Annotated in this window: 15 protein-coding genes; 6 read left to right on the top strand and 9 right to left on the bottom strand. The window is 65.6% G+C overall.

The features are described 5' to 3' along the window. The first annotated feature begins 6 nt into the window (after positions 1-6). From CJZ82_RS01785 to CJZ82_RS01810, 6 genes are all read left to right on the top strand, one after another. Positions 7-1,317: a glutamyl-tRNA reductase gene (locus CJZ82_RS01785; RefSeq protein ID WP_094554049.1), complete on the top strand. Its 1,311-nt coding sequence runs from the start codon at positions 7-9 to the stop codon at positions 1,315-1,317. A gap of 121 nt (positions 1,318-1,438) precedes the next feature. Further along, the gene (locus CJZ82_RS01790; RefSeq protein WP_094554050.1) at positions 1,439-2,734 is read left to right on the top strand and encodes a glucose-1-phosphate adenylyltransferase; all 1,296 of its coding nucleotides are present in this window, start codon (positions 1,439-1,441) and stop codon (positions 2,732-2,734) included. 113 nt (positions 2,735-2,847) lie between these two features. Next, entirely contained in the window at positions 2,848-4,263 is a 1,416-nt protein-coding gene (gene gndA / locus CJZ82_RS01795) for an NADP-dependent phosphogluconate dehydrogenase (RefSeq protein WP_094554051.1), read from the top strand. Continuing rightward, positions 4,263-4,994, top strand: coding sequence for a 6-phosphogluconolactonase (gene pgl, locus CJZ82_RS01800; RefSeq protein ID WP_094554145.1), 732 nt, complete (start codon positions 4,263-4,265; stop codon positions 4,992-4,994). Before gndA ends, pgl begins: the two co-directional genes overlap by 1 nt. A 14-nt stretch (positions 4,995-5,008) precedes the next feature. Further along, complete coding sequence (locus CJZ82_RS01805; RefSeq protein ID WP_094554146.1) at positions 5,009-5,563, top strand: CIA30 family protein; 555 nt, start codon at positions 5,009-5,011, stop codon at positions 5,561-5,563. 1 nt (position 5,564) lies between these two features. Next, on the top strand, positions 5,565-5,930 hold the full coding sequence (locus CJZ82_RS01810) for a hypothetical protein (protein ID WP_094554052.1): 366 nt from the start codon (positions 5,565-5,567) through the stop codon (positions 5,928-5,930). Here the strand turns inward: CJZ82_RS01810 and ilvD are convergent. From ilvD to CJZ82_RS18205, 9 genes are all read right to left on the bottom strand, one after another. Further along, the gene (gene ilvD, locus CJZ82_RS01815; RefSeq protein ID WP_094554053.1) at positions 5,914-7,584 is read right to left on the bottom strand and encodes a dihydroxy-acid dehydratase; all 1,671 of its coding nucleotides are present in this window, start codon (positions 7,582-7,584) and stop codon (positions 5,914-5,916) included. The two genes, CJZ82_RS01810 and ilvD, sit on opposite strands and share 17 nt — an antisense overlap. 74 nt (positions 7,585-7,658) lie before the next feature. Beyond that, a complete protein-coding gene (locus CJZ82_RS01820; protein ID WP_094554054.1) occupies positions 7,659-7,952 on the bottom strand; it encodes a hypothetical protein in 294 nt (97 codons plus the stop codon). 36 nt (positions 7,953-7,988) lie between these two features. Then, positions 7,989-9,491 (bottom strand): GMC oxidoreductase, encoded by a 1,503-nt coding sequence (locus CJZ82_RS01825; protein ID WP_094554055.1) that lies wholly within the window; start codon positions 9,489-9,491, stop codon positions 7,989-7,991. After that, on the bottom strand, positions 9,488-10,090 hold the full coding sequence (locus tag CJZ82_RS01830) for a heme-copper oxidase subunit III (RefSeq protein ID WP_094554056.1): 603 nt from the start codon (positions 10,088-10,090) through the stop codon (positions 9,488-9,490). Before CJZ82_RS01830 ends, CJZ82_RS01825 begins: the two co-directional genes overlap by 4 nt. A 3-nt stretch (positions 10,091-10,093) precedes the next feature. Continuing rightward, positions 10,094-11,785: a cbb3-type cytochrome c oxidase subunit I gene (locus CJZ82_RS01835; protein ID WP_094554057.1), complete on the bottom strand. Its 1,692-nt coding sequence runs from the start codon at positions 11,783-11,785 to the stop codon at positions 10,094-10,096. Positions 11,786-11,789: 4 nt separating this feature from the next. Then, complete coding sequence (locus CJZ82_RS01840; RefSeq protein WP_094554058.1) at positions 11,790-12,719, bottom strand: cytochrome c oxidase subunit II; 930 nt, start codon at positions 12,717-12,719, stop codon at positions 11,790-11,792. Further along, the gene (locus CJZ82_RS01845; protein WP_094554059.1) at positions 12,716-13,291 is read right to left on the bottom strand and encodes a DUF2231 domain-containing protein; all 576 of its coding nucleotides are present in this window, start codon (positions 13,289-13,291) and stop codon (positions 12,716-12,718) included. Before CJZ82_RS01845 ends, CJZ82_RS01840 begins: the two co-directional genes overlap by 4 nt. Continuing rightward, entirely contained in the window at positions 13,291-13,788 is a 498-nt protein-coding gene (locus tag CJZ82_RS01850) for a DUF2231 domain-containing protein (RefSeq protein ID WP_094554060.1), read from the bottom strand. The genes CJZ82_RS01845 and CJZ82_RS01850 overlap by 1 nt, the downstream gene beginning before the upstream one ends. 109 nt (positions 13,789-13,897) lie before the next feature. Beyond that, a complete protein-coding gene (locus CJZ82_RS18205; RefSeq protein WP_158218466.1) occupies positions 13,898-14,047 on the bottom strand; it encodes a hypothetical protein in 150 nt (49 codons plus the stop codon). Positions 14,048-14,052: the final 5 nt, after the last annotated feature.

The raw sequence follows: 14,052 nt of genomic DNA on the forward strand, positions 1-14,052 counted from the left end.
CCTCCCATGCACATCGCCGTCGTCGGCCTCAGCCACCGCACGGCTCCGGTCGAGATCCGGGAGCGACTGAGCATCCCCGAGCAGACCATGGAGGTATCCCTCCAGAACCTGCGCGGGGACTCCCAGGTGCTCGAGGCCTCCATCCTCAGCACCTGCAACCGGCTCGAGATCTACACACTGCTGCGCAGCCCCGAGCAGGGCATCCATGCCGTCGGCAGCTTTCTCAGCCAGCACTCCGGGCTCGACTTCGGGGAGCTCACCCCCCATCTCTTCACCTACCACCACGAGGACGCGGTGGCCCACCTGTTGCGGGTGGCCGCCGGCCTCGACAGCCTTGTGCTGGGAGAAGGTCAGATCCTCTCCCAGGTGAAGAAGATGGTGCGGCTGGGCCAGGAACACGGCTCGATCGGACCGATCCTCAATCGCCTGCTCAACCAGGCGGTGAGCACCGGCAAACGGGTGCGCAGCGAAACCAACCTCGGCACCGGCGCGGTCTCGATCAGCTCCGCCGCCGTGGAGCTGGCCCAGTTGAAGGTGGGCCAGGCCCGTGGCCTCGACGAACTGGTGCCGCTCGATCAGGAACAGGTGGCGGTGGTGGGGGCCGGTCGCATGGCCCGCCTGCTGCTGCAACATCTGCAGGCCAAGGGCTGCCGCGGCCTTGTGCTGCTCAACCGCACCGCAGAGCGGGCCGAGGCCCTGGCTGCTGATTTCCCTGAGTTCCCCGTCCAGTGCCGCCCGCTGAGCGACCTGGACCACTGCCTGAGCACCTGCTCACTGGTGTTCACCAGCACAGGGGCCGAGGAGCCGATCATCGACGCCGAACGGCTCGGCCGCCTGAACCGGCGTTCCTCCCTGATGCTCATCGACATCGGTGTTCCGCGCAACATCAGCGCCGACGTGCGGGAGCTCGGTGGCGTCGAGGCTTTCGACGTCGACGATCTCCAGGAGGTTGTGACCCGCAACCAGGAGGCCCGCCGCGACATCGCGGCCGAGGCCGAAGGGCTGCTGCAGGAGGAGGCCCGGCAGTTCCTGGAGTGGTGGGACGGGCTGGAGGCGGTTCCCACCCTGAACCGCCTGCGCCAGCAGCTGGAGGAGATCCGCGAGCAGGAGCTGCAGAAGGCCCTCAGCCGCATGGGTCCCGACCTCTCCGTGCGGGAACGCAAGGTGGTGGAAGCCCTGAGCAAGGGCATCATCAACAAGATCCTGCACAGCCCAGTCACCAATCTGCGGGCGCCCCAGCCCCGCCAGCAACGCCATCAGGCGATGCAGGTGCTGCATCAGCTGTTTGCCCTCGACGCAGAGGGCGAGGCGACTTGATGTCACCAGGGCTACAGCGGCCAGCCACAGTTTTGTGCTGACGCCTGGCGTTCAGGCGTCTGGAGGCACCTGATCCGGTACGGTGCTCGCACGCTGACAGCAGCAGTTCCGGAGGGCATTGATGAAGAGGGTTCTGGCGATCATTCTTGGCGGCGGCGCCGGCACCCGGCTCTATCCCCTCACCAAGATGCGGGCCAAGCCGGCTGTACCGCTGGCAGGGAAATATCGCCTGATCGATATCCCCATCAGCAACTGCATCAACTCGGGGATCAACAAGATCTACGTGCTCACGCAGTTCAACAGCGCCTCGCTGAATCGCCACCTCACCCAGAGTTACAACCTCTCCGCCGGCTTCGGGCAGGGCTTTGTCGAAGTGCTGGCGGCCCAGCAGACCCCCGATAGTCCCACCTGGTTCGAGGGCACCGCCGATGCCGTGCGCAAGTACCAGTGGCTGTTCCAGGAATGGGATGTGGATCAGTATCTGATCCTCTCCGGTGATCAGCTCTACCGGATGGATTACAGCCGTTTCGTGGATCACCACATCCAGTCCGGCGCCGATCTGACGGTGGGGGCCCTGCCGGTGGATGGTGATCAGGCTGAAGGCTTCGGGCTGATGCGCACCGACCTCGATGGCCGCATTCGTGAATTTTCCGAAAAGCCCAAGGGTGAGGCCCTTGAAGCCATGAAGGTGGACACCGCCCGCCTCGGGCTGGCGGAAGCCGAGGCAGCTCGCCGGCCCTACCTGGCCTCGATGGGCATTTATGTCTTCAGCCGCGACACACTCTTCGATCTGCTGGCGCAGAACCCTGCCTCAACCGATTTCGGCAAGGAGATCATTCCCACCGCCCTGGGGCAGGGTGACAATCTCAGGGCCTACCTCTTCGACGATTACTGGGAGGACATCGGCACGATCGGGGCCTTCTACGAAGCCAACCTGGCTCTGACCGATCAACCGAGGCCAGCCTTCTCCTTCTACGACGAGAAGTTCCCGATCTACACCCGGCCCCGCTATCTGCCCCCGAGCAAATTGCTGGATGCCCAGGTCACCCAGTCGATCATCGGTGAGGGCTCCCTGCTGCAGGACTGCAGCATTCACCACTGTGTGCTCGGCGTGCGCTCCCGCATCGAAGGTGAAGTGGTGCTGCAGGACACTCTGGTGATGGGGGCCGACTTCTTCGAATCCAGCGAGGAGCGGGCCGTGCTGCGCGAACGGGGCGGCATTCCGGTGGGAGTGGGCCGCGGCACCACGGTGCGCCGGGCGATTCTCGACAAGAATGTGCGGATCGGTCGCAACGTCACGATCGTGAACAAGGATCATGTCGAGGAGGCCGACCGGCCCGAGCTGGGCTTCTACATCCGCAACGGCATCGTGGTGGTGGAAAAGAACGCCACCATCGCCGACGGCACCGTGATCTGAACCAGCTGCTGAGCCAGCCGATCTGAGCGCTTGCTGACACAGGCGCCAGGCCACCGGCGTTCGGGCAGGCTCAAGGCCACACTGAACCCGAACGGCCTGCACGCCAACTTCTCATGAGCAAAGCACACTTCGGCCTGATCGGCCTCGGAGTGATGGGCGAAAACCTGGTCCTCAACGCTGAACGCAACGGGTACTCCAGCGTCGTCTTCAACCGCACCTACGCCAAGACCGAAGACTTTCTGAATGGCCGGGCCGCCGGGCTGAACATCATCGGTGCCCATACCCTCGAGGAATTCGTCGGGGCCCTGGAGCGACCCCGCCGCATCCTGATGATGATCAAGGCGGGAGAACCGATCGACGCCATGATCGCCCAGATCTCACCCCTGCTGGAGGACGGTGATCTGCTGATCGACGGCGGCAACTCCCTCTACACCGACACCGAGAGGCGGGTGAAGGAGCTTGAGAGCCAGAGCTTCGGCTACATCGGCATGGGCGTCTCCGGCGGCGCCAAGGGAGCACTGGAGGGGCCGAGCATGATGCCCGGCGGCACCAAGGCCGCTTACGACGCCATTGAGGGCCTGGTGTGCAAGATGGCCGCACAGGTGGCGGACGGCCCCTGCGTCACCTACATCGGCCCTGGCGGTGCTGGCCATTTCGTCAAGACCGTGCACAACGGCATCGAGTACGGAATCGAGCAGATCCTGGTCGAGGCCTACGACCTGATGAAGCGCTGCGCCGGCATGGATGGCCTGGCCATGGCCAAGGTGTTTGACGGCTGGAACCAGCTGGAGGAGCTCTCCTCCTACCTGGTCGAAATCACCGAGGTGTGCCTGCGCACCCGGGATCCCGAGGATGGCGGGGATCTGGTGGAGAAGATCCTCGATGTGGCCGGCCAGAAGGGCACCGGGCTCTGGACCGTGGTCAGTGCCCTGGAGATGGGGGTGGCTGTGCCCACCATCTATGCGGCGCTCAATGGCCGGGTGATGAGCTCCCTTCACAGCGAGCGCCAGACGGCGGCGGCCGTGATCGCCGCGCCTGAGGCGGCGGCGATCGAGCTGGGTGAACCCTCCGAAGGCATGCCAGCCCTGCGCGATGCCATCACCCTCGCCTGCATCGCCAGCTATGCCCAGGGCATGGCCCTGATGGTGGAAGCCTCGGCCCTGCATGAGTACGACCTCAACCTCTCCGCCATCGCCCAGATCTGGAAGGGGGGCTGCATCATTCGCGCCAAGCTGCTGCAGCGCATCCAGAACGCCTACGACGCCAACCCGGAGCTGACCAACCTGATGGTCGACCCCTGGTTCGCCGAACAGGTGAATGCGCGCCTCCCCGGCCTGCGTCAGGTGGTGGCCGGGGCAGCCCTGGCCGGCATCCCCGTGCCCTGCCTGAGCAGCACCCTCGATTACATCGACAGCTACCGCACGGCGCGGCTGCCCCAGAACCTGCTCCAGGCCATGCGCGACTGCTTCGGCGCCCACACCTACCAACGGGTGGACCGCGAGGGCAGCTTCCACACCGAGTGGCTGTGATGCGCAGCCAGCCGCCGGCCACCTACAGGGTCGAAGTGGCCGCCGATGGCGGCGAGCTGGCCCGGCGCACCGCCGAGACCATCGCTGCCTGCATCGATCTGGCCCTGGCCCAGCGGGATCGGGCCCAGATCGCCCTCGCCGGGGGAGGCACACCTGCCGCGGCCTACCGGCTGCTGGCGCGGGAGCGGCTGCCCTGGCAACGGGTGGATGTGCTGCTGGGCGATGAACGCTGGGTGGCGGCCGACGACCCCTCCAGCAACGCCCTGATGCTGCATCAGACCCTGCTGGCGGAGGCCCCGGGATCCGAGGCGCGCTTCCATCCGGTGCCCACCGACCTGGAGAGCCCGGAAGCCAGCGCCGCCGCCTACGCCGCCATGGTGGCCAGGCTCTGCCCCGGCGATCCACCGATCTTCGATCTGGTGCTGCTGGGTCTGGGGGAGGACGGCCACACGGCTTCCCTCTTTCCTGGAACCCCGGCCACCACGGTCGTCGACCGGGAGGCCACGGTGAGCGAAGGCAAGGGACTGCCCAGGGTCACCCTCACAGCTCCCGTGCTGAGCGCGGCGCGCCAGGTGCTGTTCCTGGTGAGCGGGGCCGGCAAGCAGCAGGCCCTGCGGCGCCTGCTGGATCCCGATGAATCACCCGAGCGCACGCCCGCCCGGCTGGTATGCCCACGCCAGCAGGTGCTGATCCTCGCCGATGCCGCCGCTGCGGCAGGCTTGGAGGAGTGATCGAGCTGGCCCTGATGGTTGCACCCCTGCTGGTGGTGAGCGGTGATGGATTCAGCGGCTGGCTGGCCCTCAACGACACGATCATGGGCGGAAGCAGCAGCGGGGCCTGCCGCAGCGGACCGTCCGGACTGGTGTTTGAGGCGGAAGTGATCGAAGCCGGCGGCGGCTTCGTGAGCTGCCGCTCCCCCCTGTTCTCGCCGCCCCTTGACCTGAGCGCCTACCGGGCGCTCCAGTTCGACCTGCGCGGCGACGGGCGCCGCTACAAGCTTGCCGTGGCCTGCGCCGATGGGGTGGCTGGCCTCACCGAACTGATCCCGGGGGGGCTGCGCTGGGTGAGCGAATTCGCCACCAACCCGGATGGTCCCACAACAGTGGAGATCCCCTTCGAGCAGTTGAAAGCCTCGGTACGGGCCCAGCCCATGTCACTGCCCCTGCTGCGCTTCGATCCCAGCCGGATCACCCGGCTGCAGATCCTGCACTCGAAGTTCGGCGACGATGGCCGACCCAACCCCGGCTTCCGCGCCGGTGCCCTGCGCCTCGACGTGGAAGCGATCCGGGCCGTTCCCTGACGTGAGCGAGCTGCTGAGACGGGTTGCCGCTGCAGCTGATCTCTGCCTGAAACCCCATCGGCACGCTGTGGTGATCAGCTCTGGCCAGCCGGGCCAGGAAGAGTGCAGCCTGCGGCTGCTATGCCGCCGGGCCGATGGCGAGCGGTCGGAACTTGACGACATCGAGCTGGAGATCTACCGCAGCGGAGACGATCTGCACCTGATGCTGAGCTGGCCTGAGCAAACCGATCAACCCATGCTGTGGCAAGGCAACCATCCGGTCTGGATGAATGGCGACAGCGGCCAGCGCTGCGAGCGACCACCCGCCGGGGCGGCACTGGAGGCTCTGGCCAGGCGGCTGCGGGCTTTGCTCAGCCCTGATCGGTGACCGCCCCCAGGCTGCTGCTGCTCACCTGGCGGGCGTACTTGCCCAGGACACCCGTGCGGTAGCGGGGCTCGGGTTTCACCCAGGCAGCACGGCGGCGCTCCAGCTCGGCCGGATCCACGTTCAGCTGAATCAGCAGCTGGTGCGCGTCGACGGTGATGCTGTCGCCCTCCTGCACCAGGGCAATGGTGCCGCCCACGGCGGCTTCGGGGGCCACATGGCCCACCACCAGCCCGTAGGAGCCGCCACTGAAACGACCATCGGTGATCAGCGCCACCGATTCCCCCAGGCCCTGGCCCACGATCGCGGCCGTGGGCGAGAGCATCTCGCGCATCCCGGGTCCGCCGACAGGGCCCTCGTAGCGAACCACCACCACATCACCGGCATGGACCCCACCGGCGAGGATCGCCTCCAGGGCGCTCTCCTCGCTCTCGAACACCCGGGCCGGACCGGTGATCACCGGGGTCTTGACGCCGCTGATCTTGGCGACAGCCCCCTCTTCGGCCAGGTTGCCCCTGAGGATCGCCAGGTGCCCTTTGGCATAGAGCGGATTGGAGAGGGGCCGGATCACCTCCTGATCGGCCGGCGGCACGCTGGGGACATCCGCAAGCACCTGCTTGAGCGTGAGGCCTTCGATGGTGCGGCAGTCGCCGTGCAGAAGGCCGGCATCAAGCAGCAGCTTCATCACCTGGGGGATGCCACCGGCCCGGTGCAGATCCACCGTCACGAAGCGGCCGCTTGGCTTGAGATCGCAGATCACCGGCACCCGCTGCCGGATGGTTTCGAAATCATCGATCGTGAGCGGCACCTCGGCGGTGCACGCAATCGCCAGCAGGTGCAGCACCGAGTTGGTGGAGCCACCCACCGCCATGATCACGCTGATCGCATTCTCGATCGCCTCACGGGTGATCAGATCGCGGGGGCGGATGTTCGCCTCGATGGCCCTCACCAGCACTTCGGCCGAGCGAGCGGCGCTTTCGGCCTTCTCCGGATCCTCGGCCGCCATGGTGGAACTGTAGGGCAGGCTCAGGCCCATTGCCTCAAAGGCAGAGCTCATCGTGTTGGCGGTGAACATGCCGCCGCAGCTGCCGGCGCCAGGGCAGGCGTTCTTCTCGATCGCCAGCAACTCCTCCTCATCGATGCGGCCCCCGGAGAACTGACCCACCGCCTCGAAGGCACTCACCACGGTGAGATCGCAGGGGCCAAGCCGTCCGGGCTTGATCGTGCCGCCGTACACGAAGATCGCCGGGATGTTCATGCGGGCCATGGCGAGCATGGCGCCGGGCATGTTCTTGTCGCAGCCGCCGATCGCCAGCAGGCCATCCATGCTCTGGGCATTGCAGGCGGTTTCGATCGAATCGGCGATCACCTCCCGAGACACCAGGGAGTACTTCATTCCCTCAGTGCCCATCGAGATGCCGTCGCTGACGGTGATCGTGCCGAACATCTGGGGCATGGCCCCCGCCAGGCGGGCGGTCTCCTCGGCGCAGCGAGCCAGATCGTTCAGGCCGATATTGCAAGGGGTGATCGTGCTGTAGCCGTTGGCGATGCCGATGATCGGCTTGTTGAAGTCACCGTCGCCAAAGCCAACCGCCCGCAACATGGCCCGGTTGGGAGAACGCTGAACGCCTGCAGTGATGGCGGCGGAACGGAGCATGAACCCTTCAGTGGCACCGCTAGCAACCTACCGAGGCGTGCTGCCGCCTCTCCTCAGGCTTCAGGCTTCAGGATTCAGGCTTCGGGGCTGAGGGTCTCCAGCTGACGGCGCACATCTTCGATCGCCCGGTTCAGCTCGTTGACCTTGTGTTGCAGCTGCCGCTCCAGCAACGGACGCCGCACGCCGTCTTCTCCCTCACGGGAGCCTCCCTGCAGGCGCGAGAGAGTGAGACTGCGCCGCTGACGCTGGGCCAGGCGGCGGCGCTCGGCTTCAGCAAGCAACCACCAGGCCAGGCCCGCGGCACCGATCACCACCCCGGCGACGGCACTGGCCAGGATGGGACTGGCGGGGGATCCGCGTTCGGCCATGGGTGTCTGGTCCTCCCAACCCCTGATCGGGCAAGCCTAGAGCCGCTCCGCCATCCGAAGAGCATTGGCGATCACGGTGAGGCCTGGCGACACGATCGGGCAGCTGGGGAAGACACTGGCATCGGCAATGGTCAGGTTGACCAGGCCATGGACGCGTCCGTCGCGGTCGACCACTGAGAGGGCCGGATCGTCGCCCATGCGGCAGGTGCCGCAGGCGTGGCCGATCACCGCCAGGGGCGCCTCGCCACGGGGATAGAAGGGGGCCGGGCGCACCTCGGGGGTGAGGGGATCGGCGTCCACCGCCTTGAGCACGGAGAGCCAGCGGTAGACGAGCCGGTCGTGGGCCTCGAGGTTGTTGGCCAGATACTGAATGCTCAGCCGCTCCCCGCGCAGCTCGATGCGGTTATCGGGATCGGGCAGAACCGGACTCATCGCCCACCAGCAGATCGAGCGCACCGCCAGCTGCTCCAGGGCGGCGTTGGGGAGCAACCGCGTCACCAGAGAGAGCACAGGCGGCGACTCTGCGAACTGGGCGTCCTGCAGCACCCCGCCACCGGTTTCGATATGGCCGAGCGGAAAGCTGACGTTCTGGTCGCCCCAGACGTAGTCGTTGACCCCGAGGCTGCGGGGGAAGCGGCCGCTGTGGGTCTCGCGGGCCAGCTGCAGGATGGCGGTGAGCTGGGGTTTCATCAGGTTGCGGCCCACCTGGCCCGAGCCGTTGGCCAGGCCATCGGGGTGGAGCTCGCTGCGGGATCGCAGCAGCAGCGCTGGCGTGTTGACCGCACCGGCGGCCAGCACCACCTGATCGCCGCGGAACAGCCAGAGCTGGCCATCGATCTCTGCTTCCACTCCCTTCACTTCGCGGCCGCTGGGATCCACATGCAGCTGGGTGACCCGGGCGTTGCTGATCAGGCGGGCGCCGGAATGCTCGAGGGCCGGCTGCACCCCGAACAATTCGGCGTCACCGCTGGGATCCTCCTCAACCTCTGACCAGCTCAGCGGCAGGTCGTAGGGATGGCTGCCCTGGCGCTCCAGCCCTTGGCGCAGGGGCTCGAACAGCGGATCCAGCGGCAGGGGCTGATGGGGGTAGGGGCCACTGCGAGGGGCCTCCTGCGGGTCGAGGCCGGCTCGGCCATGGACCCGGTAAAGCGCCTCGGCCCGTTCGTACCAGGGGGCGAGTTCGTCGTAGGTGATCGGCCAGGCGGGGGCCACCCCCTCCTGCAGGGGCAGGCCTTCGAACTCACGCGGCCACATCCGCTCGAGCACCCCACCCCAGATCTTGGTGTTACCACCCAGGGCGTAGATGGTCTGGGGGGCGAATGGATCGCCGTCAGGGCCGAACCATGACTCACCGGAGTGGTAACGGTTCTTGCGGAACAGATCCACGCTGGCCACATTCTGATCGGCCAGGGCCATGGCCCCTCCTCGCTCCAGCAGCAGCACCGAGCGGCCCTTGGCCGCGAGGGCACCGGCCAGGCTGCCGCCGCCGGCGCCGGAACCGATCACGATCACATCGTGGTGCTGGTCGTCAAAGATCATGACCAGGCGTAGAGGAGAAGAAAGAGCAGCACCCAGATCACATCCACGAAGTGCCAGAACAGGGAGGTGGCGATCACCCCCTGCTCACCGGCGGCGTAGTTGGCCGGGCGGAAGGAGCGCTGCAGCATCAGGGCCATCAGCAGGATGCCGCTGAGCACATGCAGGCCGTGGAAGCCGGTGAGCAGGTAAAAGCAACTGCCAAAACTGCCGCTGGTGATTCCGAAGTCAAGCGAGCGCCATTCGATCGCCTGGCCGTAGAGGAACACGGCCCCCATGGCCATGCTCAGCAGCCAGAAGGCACGGAAGCCCCAGATCTGCCCCTTGGAGAGGAAGTGCTCGGCCAGAGCAACTGTGCCGCTGCTTGAAACCAGCACCACTGTGTACAGCAAGGGGGTGCGCCACTCCAGCCCCTCCACCCCTGGCGGCAGCCATTGCAGGGCGGAGAGCTTCAGCACCGCATAGCCACTGAAGAACGCCAGGAAGATGACGCTCTCGGAGCAGAGAAAAATGATGAAGCCGGTGAGGCTGTAGTTGGCGTGCGCCGCTTCGTGACTCTCGGGGGACGGAGCGGCGGCATCGAGGGGAGGGCTGATGGTCATGGTTCAGGCCTGCAGAAGGGCGCGCTCGATCTCATCCTGGTGCTCCACAAGCGGCCGGCCGGTGCCATAGCCGTAGGGACCGCTGATCACCGTGGGCACATGTTCCTCAAAATTCTCAGCGGGCGGCGGTGAGGGCAACAGCCACTCCAAGCCAATGGCATTCCAGGGATTGGCAGGGGCCTTGGCGCCACGCACCCAGGAACTGACCAGGTTGAGCAGGAAGGGAATGATCGACACCCCCAGCAGGAAGGCACCGAGGCTGGCGATCACATTCCAGAAGGCGAACTCCGGGTCATAGGAGGACACCCTGCGCGGCATGCCCATCAGGCCGAGGGGATGCATCGGAAAGAAATTGAGGCTGGTGCCGATGAAGGTCAGCAGGAAGTGAAGCTTACCCAGGCCTTCGTAGTACATATGGCCGGTGAACTTAGGGAACCAGTGGTAAATGGCCGCATAGACACCCATGGTTGCAGCGCCATAGATCACGTAGTGGAAATGTCCAACAACGAAATAGGTATTGTTTACATGAATATCGACTGGCACGGTGGCAAGCATGATGCCTGTCACACCGGCAAAGACGAAGTTGAACAATCCACCTAGGGCGAACAGCATCGCCGTGTTCAGGCGCAACTTGCCTCCCCACAGCGTTGCCAGCCAGGCGAACACCTTGATGCCGGTGGGCACCGCGATCAACATCGTGGTGACCATGAAGGCATCACGCATCCACTGGGGCACGCCGCTGGGGAACATGTGGTGCACCCACACGATCAGGCTCAGCCCCACGATCACCAGGGAGGCACCGGCCACGAAGGGATAGCCGAACAGAGGCTTGCGTGCATATACCGGAAACAGCTCCGAGAACACCCCGAACACCGGCAGGATGATCACGTACACCGCTGGATGGGAGTAAAACCAGAAGAAGTGCTGATAAAGCACCGGATCACCGCCCCCCTCGGGCCGGTAGAACGAGGTACCCACGACCAGATCGAACAGCAGCATCACCGCACCACCCGTCAGGGCGGGCAGGCCGATCAGCTGAATCGTCTGGGCTGAGAAGGCGGTCCAGCAGAAGATGGGCATCCTGGTGAGGGTCATACCGGGAGCGCGCATGCGCAGGATCGTGGTCACGAAGTTGACCGCGCCCATGATCGAGGAAATGCCAGAAAGAGCCACCGCCAGGATCCAGAGGGCTTCGCCATTGATCAGATGACCCAGTGGATTCTGCAGACTCACCGGCGGATACGACCACCAGCCTGAAGAAGCCGGACCGCCAGGCACCAGGAAACTGGCCATCAGAATCACCCCGAACACCGGCACCAGCCAGAATGCGGCGGCATTCAGCTTGGGGAAGGCCATGTCGGGGGCGCCGATCATGCAGGGGATCAGAAGGTTGTTGAGCCCGTTGAGAACCGGGAAGATGAACAGGAAGAGCATGATCGTCCCGTGCATCGTGTAGAGCCCGTTGTACACGGTGCGATCGACCAGATCCGCCTCCGGTGTGATCAGTTCACCGCGCATGATCATCGCCAGCAGACCTCCCACCAGCAGAAAGAACAGTGCGGTGGCGATGTACTGGATGCCGATCACCTTGGCGTCGGTGTTGAAACTGAAAAAGCGCTTCCAGTTGTCCGGAGCACCGGGCACAGGATGGGGAGCCCGCAGGATGCGCGATTCGACGCCGGCAGTGGAGGTCATGGGATCAGGCGTCGTGGGGAAGGGTGTTGGAGCCGGGCACATTCACAAGCGGGGGCGGTGCCGGCTCGATGGTGGCGTAGCCACTGCGGCGTTCGCCGCTGAGCTGCTGGGCGTATTCGCGGGCCGCATCGCTGAGCCCCGGCTGGAGTGGCAGCCGGGAGGCGCGCCGCAGCCAGTCCTGGTAGGCCTCTTCGCTCTCCACCACCACATCGGCCTGGTTGGCGGCAAACCAGGTGCCGCTGTACTCGGAGTCGCGCAGGCGGTAGCGCCCAGGGCGGGTGGCCGTGAGGAACAGGGTGATCGAGCGACCAGGGATCACCTGCTGCTTGAGGCGGAAGGCCGGCACATAGAAGCCGTGGATAACGTCTTCGCTCTCCAGTTGCAGGCCGAGGCGACGGTCGAGCGGAAGGTGCAGCTCGGTGGACAAGACCCCGGCCACCGGGTAGCGGAACTCCCACGACCACTGCCGAGCGATCACCTGCACCTCCCCGCCGGGCAAAGGAGCGGCAGGGGCGGAGTTTGCCTTGGCTGGGCCATGGGCATGGTCCATGGGGCCGATCAAGCCGATCTCCCTGTTCACCTGGATCGTGTAGGCGGCGATCGCCATCACCAGAACAAGGGGGATCACGGTCCAGACGATCTCGAGGGTGGTGTTGCCCTCGATCGGCTCCGCATCGCTCATGTCGTACTTCTCAGCCCGGTTGAAGAGCACAACCCAGACCATCACAGAGACCACGCCCACGAAGACGAAAGTGGCGACGGCAGTCTCGAAGCCGAACAGGCCATCCACCAGAGGGGCAGCCGAGGAGGCCGACACCGGCAACCAACGGGGCACCTGAGCCCCCATCCAGACACTCAGCAGGGTGAGCAGCACCAACCAGACGGCCAGGCCAATCAGCCGGGGCAGGGGAAAGCGCTGAGGCGTACTGGTCATGGCAGGGCCTCCCGCAGGCTGGCGCCTTCGCCCAGCAGCTGGCTGGCCGTGACGTGCACGCCGAACTCCACACCCAGCTGGGCACCGAGGGTGCCGTGCCAGGCCATCAGAGCAAACACCAGCAGACCCACCAACAGGTAGCCCCACTGCACCTGGCGGCCCATCTCACGACGCCAGCGGAAGCGCTGGAGTCCACGCCAGAGGGTCATCAACACGATCGCGAACAGGAGGGCTACGCCCACGGCCCCATGCCAGAGCATGGTGGCTGTGCTGCCCATGCCGAAGCTGCTGGTGACACCGGGGAGCGGATCGGCCAGCTGCATCTCCAAGAAACCCGCCGCCACCGTGAAGAAGCTGATCAGGCAGCAGGCCAGGAGGTTGTACCAGCCCACATCGTGAAGGCCGGAGCGGGTGACCGGCAGGGCCAGGAAGCGGAACAGGCGCCGCTCAAAGGGGAAGAGCGCTCCAGCGATATCGAAGGCGATGGCAATCACGAACAGACCGATCGTGAGATGCACCAGGTTGGGGTGGATCGGCAGCCGGTAGGGCAGATCGTTGGCTCCAAGCCCCATCACACCAGACCTGCGCGCATCGCCTCCACCACCTTGACGGTGTGGAGGCCGTAGACCCAGATCAACTGGTTCCCCAGCACAACCTGCACCACCACCAGGGCACTGAGCAGGCTGCCAGCCCCGAGAAAGGCCAGAGGCAGCTGCTGGGGATCACGGCTGCGGATCACGTAGCGCCAGGCGGTGAGTACGGAGAGCACTCCGGCCAGCACCCAGCCGAGAGTGCTGTGCAAGTTGAGGATGTCGCGGGAGGCGCCATAGGGGTTGGCCAGCCCTGCCTCCACCTGGCCGAAGATGATCGCGATGAAGATCGCCACCGTGGCGAAGAGCAGGTTCCAGAAGCTCACTTCGTACAGGGAAGGCTTGCCTGCGAGACGGCCGATCAGATCGAAGACGAAGGCGATCAGGGCCATCGCAATCACGAAATGGACCACGATCGGATGGATCGTATCGACCCAGGGGAGGTTGCGATCGTTGAGGGGAGGAAGAAGCTCGAACATGGGTGCACGCCCCTCGTGCCGGTGAATCCAGCTTCGGAGGCCGCACTCAGCGGGAGTGGCCACGGTCAGGGAATCCGGTTCTGACCCGTCGGATCGGCTCTGGCCTCGCTCAGTTCCGGCGGCTGACCAGCCATACGGCCCCGAGCAGGGCGACGAGCACCAGGCTGATCTCGATCAGACCGCCGCTCCAGATCCACTCCTGGAAGGTGAACTCGGCCAGCAGCGCTGGACTGGGTGCAGGGGCAGACAGCAGGGGCACGGACC

Origin of the sequence: Synechococcus sp. 1G10 (assembly GCF_002252625.1) — a bacterium.
In the GTDB taxonomy this organism is placed as follows: domain Bacteria; phylum Cyanobacteriota; class Cyanobacteriia; order PCC-6307; family Cyanobiaceae; genus Regnicoccus_A.